This is a genomic window from Deinococcus frigens DSM 12807, assembly GCF_000701425.1.
In the GTDB taxonomy this organism is placed as follows: Bacteria; Deinococcota; Deinococci; order Deinococcales; family Deinococcaceae; genus Deinococcus; species Deinococcus frigens.
Genome location: NZ_JNIW01000038.1, coordinates 23,077 through 33,755, shown reverse-complemented (window position 1 = coordinate 33,755; position 10,679 = coordinate 23,077). Strand labels below are relative to the sequence as shown.

Here is a 10,679-nt window from a genome sequence, read left to right as displayed (position 1 = left end):
GCTGGATTCTCCAGCCACCGGCGAACTCGGCGTTCACTGCTTTGCGCGAACGTGGCACGGGAGTGGATGTAAGGGAGCCACGCGGGAATGGAACTGCGCTGGGAGAGCAGCAGGCCCGTGACCATCCAGGCCAGCGTGTGAGCGTTGCGGATGTCGTTCCACAATCCACTCTGGATATGGGAGAAGACGGCTTGGTAGAGTCGGGGTGCGTCCCCGGTAGCATTTTCGGTTGTCACAAACAGAAAGTGTCGCCTACCGGGGACGCTTTCTCATAATTTCTGTCAGGCCGTCAGACCCTGAGCCACAACCAAAACGCTCACTCTCAATCCTCCGGCTTTGCCAGAGACCCTAGCGGAACCTCTGCCAGCGCCTGAGCGGGCTGCGCCTCACCGTCAAGTGCACCGTCAAGTGTGCGCGGCAGCGTGAAGCTGAAGGTGGCCCCCTATCCCGCCGCGCTGTGGGCCGTGACGCGCCCACCGTGGCGCAAGATGATGCGGCGCACCGTCGCCAGTCCAATACCCGTGCCCTCAAAGTCTTTTTGCAGGTGCAGGCGCTGGAAGGAGCCGAACAGCTTGGCCCTGTAAGCCGGATCGAAACCTGCGCCGTTGTCCCTGACCCACACCGTCCAGCCCTCCGCATCCTGGTCCATCCAGATCTCGATGACCGGCTGCGCGGTGCGGCGCGTGAATTTGACGGCGTTGCTCAGCGAATTGGTCATGACCTGGCGCAGGGTGGCGCGGTCTCCCGGCACCGTGGGCAGCGCTCCCAGGTGCCACTCGATCTCGCGGCCTGCCAGCTCGTCGTGAACGTCGTGGCGGGCTTCCCGGACCAACTCGGCCAGCGAGACGTCCCCCCGCCGCAGCGGCTGGCGGGTGCTGCGCGACAGCTCCAGCATGGCGTCGATCATGCGGGTCATCTGATCGGCGGCCTCGTCCAGCACGTCCAGGGAGCGCCCGACCTTCTCGGGCTGCCCGCTGTTCAGGGCACGGCGGATCAACTCGGTAAAGCCCTTGACGTGTCTCACCGGGGTCCGCAGATCGTGCGAGGCGCTGTAGGCGAAGGCTTCCAGCTCCTGGTTGGCGGCCTTGAGTTCCTCATTGCTGCGCTCAAGCTGCCGGTAGCTGTCCTCCACCTCTGCTGCCGCCCAGCCCCGCTCCAGCGCCAGCTCCAGGCTGCGGCCCACCGCCTGGAACACCGCGCGGTCCTGCGGCTGCCAGCTCTGGATCTGCTGGCTGCCGATCACGAACATGGCGACGGGCTTTCCCCGGCGCAGATACGGGTAAAAGGCCGCTGCGCCGTAGGACTCGGTGTGGTCAAACTGCTGCGCCCCGGCGTCCCACTCGTCAAAAAAGACTGGCCCGCCCGCCTCCACTGCCGTCTGATAACTGAGAGTAGATTCCGGCAGCCCCGCGAACAGCGACTCGCGCAGCACTGGATCGGGGACGTCGGCCAGCAGCGCCTTCCACAGCCCGCGCGCAACTCGTAGTACCCGAAAGACCAGTGTGGAAACAGCTCCCGCAGCAGGTCATGGGCGCGCTGAGCCGCCTCCAGACGGTCTGTGCCCACACCGATGGCCTCGGTCAGTTGCACAAAGGCTTCCAGCCCGAGCTGGCGCTCGTGGAAATCGGACTGGATGTCGCGCTGCTGGGTGCTGTGGATGGCCGCGTACACCGAGGTGAACAGTTGACGCTGCTGGGCACTCCAGACCTCGGCTCCCCCAAAGCCCACGGTCAGCATCGCGCTGGGCTGGCCATCCCGGAAAAAGGGAGCCAGGCCAACCGCCCCGAACAGTTCGGTGAAGGGCATCTGCTGCTGCCCAGCGTCCCAGCGGTCAAAGAATGTCGGTCCGGCGGCCCGGACCGTCTGGGCAAAGGCAGGAGTGGTCAGCGGCAGGCCGCGCCGGATCATCCCCAGCAGGTCTCCCAGCAGGCCGTTCGTGGTCACCTGGGCCACCCAGCGTCCACCAACCCGCCGGTAAAAGGCCACCTGTAACTGGGGAATACTGGCCTGCAACACCTCCTGAGCGCGGCGGGCCAGCGTTTTCAGGTCCGAGGTTGTGGCGGCGGCCTGGGCCAGCGCCGTGTAGGCCGAGAGGACCTGGATTTCCTGCTGGGCACCGGCAAGGGCGTTCTGGGCGGCACGTAATACGGGTTCCGTTTGTTTCGTGCATAAGTCGGGAAAGCGCCGACTCATCCACTTCACGTCCGGAACCCGTTTTTCTCCTGCTCGCTCCGCTCGGATTTCCAGGTGTTTCCAACACCTTTCAATCGGAGTCCGTATAACTCGTTCTGAAGGGATTCGGACGGCCCCGGCGCGGGCGGATCGGACATGCAGGACAGGATACAGGCTGACCTGGCCCCCGCAAGAAGCCTGCGCTGAAGTTCAGGCAGGGCAGAGACTGGCTTGGACTCTGGCGCTTTCTCGGCCCAGAGTGGAGGACCTGTTTGCCCGGCCTACTGGCCCGGTACGGCCATCGGCTGCACCGGTCCGAGTTCGCTGGGCACCAGTTGCCGCCAACTGTGGACGCCGCCCACCTGCACGGTGACAAAGCGTTCAAGCGCGCGCCACAGCGCCGGACGCTCGGCGGGCGGCACCGGGGCGTCGATGCTGGCCCGCACCGTGCGGCGCACCACTCCGCGCAGGAAGTCCAGCGAGGCGGGTGGATACGCCCCCAGGCTGGCGCAGGCCGCGCACAGCATCTGGCCGCCCAGCGGATCCGGATGGGTGGGGTCCGGCGCGCCGCAACGGGCGCAGCGGGCGGTTTGCGGCACGATCCCAGCCAGACCCAGCAGCTTGTAGCTCATGACCAGCGCCACCCATTCGGGGTCCGGCTGGTGGGCCACGCCGCGCAGGGCCGCTGCGAACAGCTCGAAGGCCTGCTCGCTGAATTCCCCCTCTTGGAACAATGCGTCGGCGAATTCGGCCATCAGGTGCGCAAAGGCGTGCCGCTCCGGCTCGGCCAGCGAGGGCAGCGCGCCCTCAAGCACCGCCTGCTTGATGGTTGCCAGATCGTTGTTGGGCGTTTGGTAGATCTGCACGCCGACGTGGTGAAACAGGTTCAGGCGGCTCGCCAGCGGCCCGCGCACCCCGCCGCGCGCGATGGTTTTCAGTTTGCCCTGCGGCGTCAGCAGCGTCACGATAATGTCGCCGGACGGCAGCACCCGGCGGCGGATCACGATGCCGCTGCGGTTGGCCGAGCGGTATTTCATGGGCCGAGTCTCCTGGATATTTTCTGAGCTGTTTTTCTCTGCACTGTTTTTTCCTGCGCTATTTTTTCCCGCACTGCGTGCCGCGTCACGCTCCGCAGTCTAGGCCCCCCAGCCGCCGCCGCCTGTGCCAGTGTCCACGTTCCTGGCCGCGCCGGGCGGTTAAACTGGCAGGCGATGAACGACCCGCGCCCACAGGAACACAGCGTCCGCGACCTGTTGCGGGAACTCTTCCCGGAAACGCACCGCGAACTGTTCGGCCCCCACGAAAGTGACGCACTGCCCACCTTGGGCCTGTACCCGGTGGCCGACGGACGGCTGGCGCTGGTCCACGGCGATCAGTTGGCGGAATTCACCCCGCTGGACCCCCGGGGCAAGAACGCCCTGCACTGCGATCTGTGCCACTACACCCGCAGCCGCAGCGAGGCCGTCCTGTACCGCGTGGTGGTGGCCGCCCGCCGCAGCCGCTACGTGACGCTATGCACCGCCACCGAAGCCTGCCAGGGCCGCGCCGGAAGGCAGGGCCTGGAGGCGCTGTCCGGGCGAATCTTTCCGCTGGAGCTGCCGTACGCGGAGTGAAGATTGTCAAACTGTCTAAAGGTCCAACCTTCTAACCGCAAAAAACAAGGAGATAGCCTGACTTGGTCTTTGAGCGGTTAGACCGTTTGACAGTTGAACGGTTAGACAGCCCCTCACTGCTAGCCTGCCCATATGAGCGAAGCCAACATCTCCCACGTCCCCGTGACCGAATGGGCCGCGCTGGTGCCGGAGCTGGAGGTCCGCGATCTGGCGCGCAGCCTGGACGTGTACACCCGCCTGTTCGGCTTCACCGTCAATTACACCCGCCCCGGTTTTGCCTACCTGAGTCTGGGCCGCGTGCAGTGGATGCTGTCCCAGATCCGTCAGGGAGGTTCCTGGGACACCGGCCCGCTGGACCATCCCCTGGGGCGCGGCATCAACTTTCAGATCCAGGTGCCGGATGTGGAGGAGTTGTATGGGCGGCTGAAAACCGACGCCTATCCCATCTTCGTGCCCCTGAAGACTGCGGCGTATCTGGAGGGCGACACCGCACATCAGCAGCGCGAATTTCTGGTGCAGGACCCGGACGGTTACCTGCTGCGCTTCACGGACTGAGCTTGGGGGCGGGCGGCTACTGGCCCTTTGAGAGCTGCCCTTCCAGATCGGCGCGCAGACGCACGGCCAGCGGGAATTTCAAATAGCGGGTCAGCGTGTCCAGGCGGGGTGACGGGGAATAGCGCAGGGCGAACAGGTCCGCGATGCTGGGCGCGTCGGGCGAACCGCGGATGACGCGCACGCTGTCGCCCGTTCCCACCTCGCCGCCGCGCAGCACGCGGGTGTAGAAGCCGGGTCGGGCCACCTGAACGAACTTCTTGACAAAGGCCGGATCGCCGATGTAGGCCGCCAGCGTGGCGCAGGGAATACGCGGGGCGGTGACTTCAAGGAGGACGCCCTCCCCGCCGTCCTCCCCCGTGATTTCCAGCCGGTCCCCCACGCGCATGGCGGCGGATTCCAGGCCGCTGACCAGCAGGTTCTCGCCGAACAGGCCGGGGGGCAGGGTGCGGCCCAACTGCGCTTCCCAGTGGGCGTAGTCCTCGCGGGTGTAACAGTACACCGCCTGATCGGGGCCGCCGTGGTGCTGCGTGCTGAGGATGTGATCGCCGTCTAGCCCGGCTTCGGTCACGCGCACGCGCCCCGGCAGCGGACGCTTATCGATGCCGCTGACCTTGGGGGCGGCCTGATTGCGGGGGCCAACCTGGTAGAGGGTGGGCTGGCCGATGTTCACGCTCAGCAGGTGGTGGTCCGGGGCGGTCATGCGCCCAAGCTATCAGGAGCGGTGAAGGCGGCGTCAGATACTGCGCAGACGCGCCGCCTAAGCTGACAGGGTGGGCACGCTGCTGTTTTTCCGGGTGTTTGGCGTCGCGCTCCTGCTGGGGCTGCTGCTGACGCTGGGCATCGGTGCCGGGGTGTCCCAGGTCAGGGCAGACGCGCCGCCGCTGACCTTTCTGAACGGCCAACTCCCTCCTCCCGATCTGGCCGCGCTGGACGGGCTGGCACAGGTGGCCCCGACCCTGACCCCGGACTGCCCCGAACCGCAAGCCCCGCTGGACCGCGTGCTGTATGACCACCTGCGCGGCCAGGGTGCGGCGGTGAGCTGCGGCAACGCCTTTGCGGGGCTGATTCACTTTCCGGACAACGACTCCGGTCTGAGCGGGCAGGCCCCGGACCCGGTGGGCGGCTTTGGCGTGATGGCCCGCCAGATCGAATCGGCTCAGCGCGAGGTTCTGCTGGCGAACATGCTCTGGGACGACGGCCCGGTCTCTCCCGGCGCGCTACTGGCCCGCGCCGTGGCCACGCTCAGGCAACAGGTGGCCCGGCATCCCGAACGGTACCCGCAGGGTGTGACGGTGCGGCTGATGTTCGGCAACAGCGTGCGCCTGGATACCCTGCTGGACCCCACCAGCAGCGTCTACAGCGCGGCGCGGCATCTGCTGGAGGCCGGGGTGCCGCTCTCGGGCGATCCAGTCCAGCGCTTCAAGCTGGTACTCGCCAACTACACATACGCCTACCCGCACAACCACCTCAAGGTGCTGGTGATCGACGGCCAGGAAACGACGGCGGGCGGGGCCAACATCAGCTTCTTTCACGTTCCAGCCAGCACCCCTGGCGGCCTGGACCTGACCGATCTGCTGCTGACCCTCAGAGGCCCGGTGGCCCGCCATACCGTGGCCGCCTTCCGCGATTCTTGGCTGCTGAGCCGCCCGCTGCGGTGCAAGGCGGGCGTCACCGCCGCCACTTTGCGCCGTGCGTGTACCCTGGTAGACGCTGCGGCCCCCTTTCCACTGTTGTACACCGCTCCTGCCGTGGCCGCCGGGACCTCACGCGCCTACGGTCTGTACCGCCGCGCTGGCTACGAGACGCAGGACTCGGCGTTGCCCGCCCTGTTCGCCGCCGCCGGGTCCAGCATCGACCTGATGCAGTCGCAGATCAGCGGCACCGCGCAGTGCAGCCTGAGCCTCACCGCGCCGGGCGGCTGCCCCTTTCCGCAGGAATCGCTGCCGGTGTGGCAGGCCATCGTGGGTGCAGTCAGGGAGCGGGGCGTGCGCGTGCGGCTGGTGCTGGACCATGATCCGCTGCTCCAGGTCGAGCCGCTGGCGCTGCTGTCCGGTATCCGCGCCTACCTGAAGCCGCTGGGCCTGGCAGACCGCCTGCAAGTGCGCTGGTCCGGCACGGCGGGCGGCATGCACACCAAGGCCGCGCTGGTGGACGACGCCATGCTGACGGTGGGCAGCCTCAACCTGCATTTCTCGTCTTTCGGAGACCACGGCCTGAACGAGTACACGCTGGCCACCAGCGATCCCGCCGCACTCAGGGCGGCCCGGCAGGACTTCGACTTCGAGTGGGCGCGCGGGAAGAGGTTTGAGCTGCCCTACTGGCTCAGGCCCTGAATTCAGCCTTCCAGTACCCCGGCGTAAATCTCGTCTAGGGTCAAGGTGCGGCCCAGGCAGGGAATCTGTACCTCGCCGCCGCCGCTCAGCTCGCTCAGATTCCACTTCGGCCCGTCCCGTTGATAGGCATAGACACGCCGCTCATCCTGTTCCACGATCAGATACGTTTGCAGGCTGGGAATAGCCGTGTAGATGCCGTATTTGCCCACCCGATCATTCGCCGCCGTGCTGGGTGACAGAACCTCCACCAGCAGGCATGGCGCGGTCTCGGCCAGCCGCCCGGTTCTCGTGGTGTCGCAGACCAGCATCACATCCGGGTAAAAATAGGCTCTGCTGGCCTCGATGCTCAGGCGCATGTCGGACTGATGGATGCGGCAGCCTGCTTTCTGGGCTGAGGCGTAGAGATTGCCGAAGATGTTGCCACTGATCAGTGAGTGCGGCATCCCCACCCCCGCCTGCCCGTGAAGCGGATAAACGAAGCCGCCCACATACTCCCGCTTATACGGACTGAGTTCCTCGCTGCGGAGGTATTCTTCAACGCTCATGGCTTTGAAGGCGGCGTCGGTCATGCGTCTATCTTACGGCGTTTACGTTCTGGCCGTTTATTCCCACTCGATGGTGGCGGGCGGTTTGCCGGTGATGTCGTAGACCACGCGGTTTATCTCGTGGACCCCATTGACAATGCGGTTGCTCATGGTGGCCAGAAAATCCCAGGGCAGCCGCGCCCACTCGGCGGTCATGTAGTCGTCGGTGGTCACCGCCCGCAGCGCCGCCGTGTAGCTGTAGGTGCGCTCGTCGCCCATCACGCCCACGCTTCTAATCGGGGTCAGGATCGCCAGCGCCTGCGAGCAGCCGTCATACAGCCCGAATTCGCGCAGGCCGGAGATGAAGATGTCGTCCACCCGGCGCAGGATGTCCATCTTGTCCTCGCTGATCGCGCCCAGGCAGCGAATCGCCAGCCCCGGCCCCGGAAAGGGGTGGCGCATGCGGATGTGTTCGGGCAGGCCCAGCAGCCGGGCAATCTCGCGGACCTCATCCTTGAACAGCGTGCGGAAGGGTTCCACCAGCTTGAAATTCAGGTCTTCGGGCAGGCCGCCCACGTTGTGGTGGCTCTTGATGTTGGCCGCGCCGGATTTGTCGGCGCTCAGGCCCCCTGCCGACTCGATCACGTCCGGATACAGGGTGCCCTGCGCCAGAAAGTCGAATGGCCCGTGTTCCTGCGCCTGGATGGCGGCCTCGCGCTCAAAGGCCCGGATGAACTCGCGCCCGATGATCTTGCGCTTCTGCTCGGGGTCCGAGACGCCCTCCAGCGCGCCCATGAACTCGGCGCGGGCGTCCACTGTGACCAGATGCACGCCCAGAGGAATGAGGGCGGCTTCCACCTGTTCACGTTCGCCCAGGCGCAGCAGGCCGTGATCGATGAACACGGCGGTCAGCCTCTCCCCCACCGCCCGCGCCAGCAGCAGCCCCAGCGTGGAGCTGTCCACGCCACCGCTGATGGCCAGCAGCACGCGGCTGTCTCCCACCTGTTTCTGCACGTCCGCAATCAACTCGTCGATGATGTGTTCGGCGGTCCAGTCGCGCGCCACGCCGCAGATGGTCAGGAAGTTGCCCAGAATCTGCCCGCCCTTGGGCGTGTGGACCACTTCGGGGTGAAATTGCAGGCCGTAACGCCGGGTCCCCATGTTCTCGATGGCCGCGACCGGGGTATCCGCTGTCTCCGCAATCACCTCGTAGCCCTGGGGCACCTGGGTCACGCTGTCGCTGTGGCTCATCCAGGCGATGAATTCGCCGCTGATGCCCTCGAAGAGCTGGCCGCCATAACGGGTCAGATCGGCCTTGCCGTACTCGCGTTTGCCTGCCCGTTTCACGTCACCGCCCGCCTGCTGCGCCAGGTACTGCATGCCGTAGCACACGCCCAGAATGGGGATCTCCAGGTCCATCACACCGGGGGCGGGTTTTGGAGCCTGGGCGTCGTAGACGCTGCTGGGACCGCCCGACAGCACGATGCCCTGCGGGTTTTCCTGCCGGATGCGCTCCAGCGGGGCCGAGCCGGGCAGAATCACGCTGTAAGCCCCCATCTCACGGAACCGCCGCGCGATCAGGCGGGTAAATTGACTGCCGAAATCCAGAATGACAACGCTCATCGCCGCCGATTGTGCCACGAAGGGGCAGGGCGCGGGGGGACTCGTCTCCTCCAGTCGCAAGGCCCGCCCTCAGTACCCCCGGTGCGTCACCCGTCCGCCCGATTCCTCCAGCCAGTCGGTGACTGCGCCCACCGCTGCCTTGACCCCCGGCGTGATGACCGGGCCGCCGAACTTGGCCAGGCGCACCAGATGGCTGCCGTCCTCGCGCCCGGTGATCCCGATCAGGACTTCCTGGGTCAGCTCGCCCTCCACGACGTGGGCCAGGACCACCCAGCCGTCCCGGCGCAGGCTGGCGTACAGGTCCAGCAGAATGACCGTCCAGCCGCCCTCGCGGGCGGTCTGCTTATCAAAATTGCTAGGAGCGAACGTGGCGGGCAGGGTCAGAATGGCGTGTGGCACGTGTTCAGGGTCCTCCGGGTAAGTGTGGATGTCGCCGTGTGGCACATGGGGGCGGGCAGTGGGCGTGAAGTGGGCGTGCTGGGCGGCCAGGCCCAGGTCACGCCATTTGAGGGCGTATTTGGTTTCCAGCGCGGCGGGCGGCGGTTCGGTCAGCTCCACGCTCATCGCCCCGCTGTCCCGCGCCGCCTGACACGCAAAGCCGAAATACTCGTCGTGATCGGTGGTCAGCAGCAGCGCGCCGCCGGGTTTCAGGCGCGAGGCGGCCAACTGGAAGAACGGCACGCGCAGGAGACGGTGTTCCAGATGCCCCGCCTTGGGCCAGGGATCGGGAAAGTTGACCACGATTCGGTCAAGCCCGCCGTACGGCACCACCTCGCGCAGCAGCACGTCGGCAGGCAGCTTGGTCAGGATGGCGTTGTCCAGGCCCGCAGTTTTGAGGCGGCGGTGGGCCTTCAGCAGCGAGACGCCCGACAATTCCACCCCCAGGTAATTCGGTGGCGTATCGAGCGTGGCGGCGGAGTGCGGCCAGAATCGCCCGTCCCCGAAGCCGATTTCCAGCACCCAGGGACGTTCAGCGGTCTGCGGATACAGGCGCGAGGCCGCGTCGGGGAAGCGGAAATCGCCAATTGGATAGATCACGCGCCCACCCCACCCAATTCCAGCAGCTCATCGGAGAGGCGAGCGGCGTCCTCCAGCACGCTGCGGTATGAACACTCAGCAGGCAGCATCCGGCCCACCGCTCGAACGCGGTCAAAGCGGGTGAGCTGAAAGCCGTCCAGCTCGCCGGGCGCGGGCGTCAGGAAGCGCACGTCGTAGGGCGGCGCACCCTCCACTGCCGCCGCCGTGGCCTCCGCGCCGATTAAAAAGACCCCGGAGCGCGCCAGATCATCGGCCAGAAAATCATAGGCCACCTCCGAGAGCCGCCCGGCCTCCTCCATGCTGTCACCGATCAGCAGTCGGCCCTTGAGAAATGCGCCCACCGCCAGAGCGACCTGCCGGGCGCGCAGTTTTGGCCCTTCCCAGGTAGACAGCACGACCTCACCCTCGGTTTCATCCAGTTCGGTCACCGTGCTTTGCAGCAGGTGAATCCCGGACGTTCCCTCGATCTCCGCCTTGATCTGGCGGTGAAAGCTCCAGCCGTCGGTGTCGGGAGCCAGGCGGTCACGGATCAGGGCAAAGACACTGCCGGGCGGAAAATTGGCGTTGTCAATCGTCGGCGCGTACAGGTTGCCCAGGTGGTCCAGCGCCTGCGAGACCAGCAATACGTCCGCGCCCGCGCGGGCCAGCCGCCAGGCCAGCTCAGTTCCGGCCAGGCCCGCACCCACCACCGCCACGTCGTACAGGTGGCCCGGCTGCGGCTGACTGCGGGGTTTCGTGGGTCCAAACATCACACGGCGGAGTGTAGCAAGTGGGGCGTAGGCACTGGGGGCAGGACTGTCCAGCGCCGCGCCCGCGCCTCT

Annotated in this window: 11 protein-coding genes and 1 pseudogene; 3 read left to right on the top strand and 9 right to left on the bottom strand. The window is 66.4% G+C overall.

What is annotated here, in order from left to right:
* The 4 genes and pseudogenes from Q322_RS22535 to recO form a co-directional block, all read right to left on the bottom strand.
* Positions 1-236, bottom strand: a pseudogene (locus Q322_RS22535) (transposase); the annotation flags it as partial.
* A gap of 206 nt (positions 237-442) precedes the next feature.
* Positions 443-1,249: a sensor histidine kinase gene (locus Q322_RS0113200; RefSeq protein ID WP_051668547.1), complete on the bottom strand. Its 807-nt coding sequence runs from the start codon at positions 1,247-1,249 to the stop codon at positions 443-445.
* Complete coding sequence (locus Q322_RS24585; RefSeq protein ID WP_245593254.1) at positions 1,240-2,193, bottom strand: hypothetical protein; 954 nt, start codon at positions 2,191-2,193, stop codon at positions 1,240-1,242. Before Q322_RS24585 ends, Q322_RS0113200 begins: the two co-directional genes overlap by 10 nt.
* Before the next feature lie 260 nt (positions 2,194-2,453).
* Positions 2,454-3,209: a DNA repair protein RecO gene (gene recO, locus Q322_RS0113190; RefSeq protein ID WP_034418570.1), complete on the bottom strand. Its 756-nt coding sequence runs from the start codon at positions 3,207-3,209 to the stop codon at positions 2,454-2,456.
* 174 nt (positions 3,210-3,383) lie between these two features.
* Here recO and Q322_RS0113185 point away from each other — a divergent pair, with 174 nt between their 5' ends.
* Positions 3,384-3,785, top strand: coding sequence for a hypothetical protein (locus Q322_RS0113185; RefSeq protein WP_029478379.1), 402 nt, complete (start codon positions 3,384-3,386; stop codon positions 3,783-3,785).
* A 132-nt stretch (positions 3,786-3,917) separates the two neighbouring features.
* Positions 3,918-4,340, top strand: a complete 423-nt coding sequence (locus Q322_RS0113180) for a bleomycin resistance protein (RefSeq protein WP_051668545.1) — start codon at positions 3,918-3,920, stop codon at positions 4,338-4,340.
* Positions 4,341-4,356: 16 nt separating this feature from the next.
* Here Q322_RS0113180 and Q322_RS0113175 read toward each other — a convergent pair whose 3' ends face one another.
* The gene (locus Q322_RS0113175; RefSeq protein ID WP_029478377.1) at positions 4,357-5,040 is read right to left on the bottom strand and encodes an MOSC domain-containing protein; all 684 of its coding nucleotides are present in this window, start codon (positions 5,038-5,040) and stop codon (positions 4,357-4,359) included.
* Positions 5,041-5,110: 70 nt separating this feature from the next.
* Here Q322_RS0113175 and Q322_RS0113170 point away from each other — a divergent pair, with 70 nt between their 5' ends.
* Positions 5,111-6,673 (top strand): phospholipase D-like domain-containing protein, encoded by a 1,563-nt coding sequence (locus Q322_RS0113170; RefSeq protein WP_051668543.1) that lies wholly within the window; start codon positions 5,111-5,113, stop codon positions 6,671-6,673.
* 2 nt (positions 6,674-6,675) lie between these two features.
* On the opposite strand, the gene Q322_RS0113165 is transcribed toward Q322_RS0113170, so the two are convergent.
* From Q322_RS0113165 to Q322_RS0113150, 4 genes are all read right to left on the bottom strand, one after another.
* Entirely contained in the window at positions 6,676-7,242 is a 567-nt protein-coding gene (locus Q322_RS0113165; protein ID WP_029478375.1) for a Uma2 family endonuclease, read from the bottom strand.
* Positions 7,243-7,275: 33 nt separating this feature from the next.
* On the bottom strand, positions 7,276-8,820 hold the full coding sequence (gene guaA, locus Q322_RS0113160) for a glutamine-hydrolyzing GMP synthase (protein WP_029478374.1): 1,545 nt from the start codon (positions 8,818-8,820) through the stop codon (positions 7,276-7,278).
* A gap of 69 nt (positions 8,821-8,889) precedes the next feature.
* The gene (gene trmB / locus Q322_RS0113155) at positions 8,890-9,858 is read right to left on the bottom strand and encodes a tRNA (guanine(46)-N(7))-methyltransferase TrmB (RefSeq protein ID WP_029478373.1); all 969 of its coding nucleotides are present in this window, start codon (positions 9,856-9,858) and stop codon (positions 8,890-8,892) included.
* Positions 9,855-10,607: an FAD-dependent oxidoreductase gene (locus tag Q322_RS0113150; RefSeq protein WP_029478372.1), complete on the bottom strand. Its 753-nt coding sequence runs from the start codon at positions 10,605-10,607 to the stop codon at positions 9,855-9,857. Before Q322_RS0113150 ends, trmB begins: the two co-directional genes overlap by 4 nt.
* Positions 10,608-10,679: the final 72 nt, after the last annotated feature.

Bases quoted from the DNA above. Each gene is read 5' to 3' on its own strand.
- Q322_RS0113150 (WP_029478372.1), bottom strand. From the start codon at position 10,607: ATGTTTGGACCCACGAAACCCCGCAGTCAGCCGCAGCCGGGCCACCTG.
- recO (WP_034418570.1), bottom strand. From the start codon at position 3,209: ATGAAATACCGCTCGGCCAACCGCAGCGGCATCGTGATCCGCCGCCGG.
- Q322_RS0113200 (WP_051668547.1), bottom strand. From the start codon at position 1,249: ATGTTCGTGATCGGCAGCCAGCAGATCCAGAGCTGGCAGCCGCAGGAC.
- guaA (WP_029478374.1), bottom strand. From the start codon at position 8,820: ATGAGCGTTGTCATTCTGGATTTCGGCAGTCAATTTACCCGCCTGATC.
- Q322_RS0113185 (WP_029478379.1), top strand. From the start codon at position 3,384: ATGAACGACCCGCGCCCACAGGAACACAGCGTCCGCGACCTGTTGCGG.
- Q322_RS0113180 (WP_051668545.1), top strand. From the start codon at position 3,918: ATGAGCGAAGCCAACATCTCCCACGTCCCCGTGACCGAATGGGCCGCG.
- Q322_RS24585 (WP_245593254.1), bottom strand. From the start codon at position 2,193: ATGAGTCGGCGCTTTCCCGACTTATGCACGAAACAAACGGAACCCGTA.
- Q322_RS0113175 (WP_029478377.1), bottom strand. From the start codon at position 5,040: ATGACCGCCCCGGACCACCACCTGCTGAGCGTGAACATCGGCCAGCCC.
- Q322_RS0113165 (WP_029478375.1), bottom strand. From the start codon at position 7,242: ATGACCGACGCCGCCTTCAAAGCCATGAGCGTTGAAGAATACCTCCGC.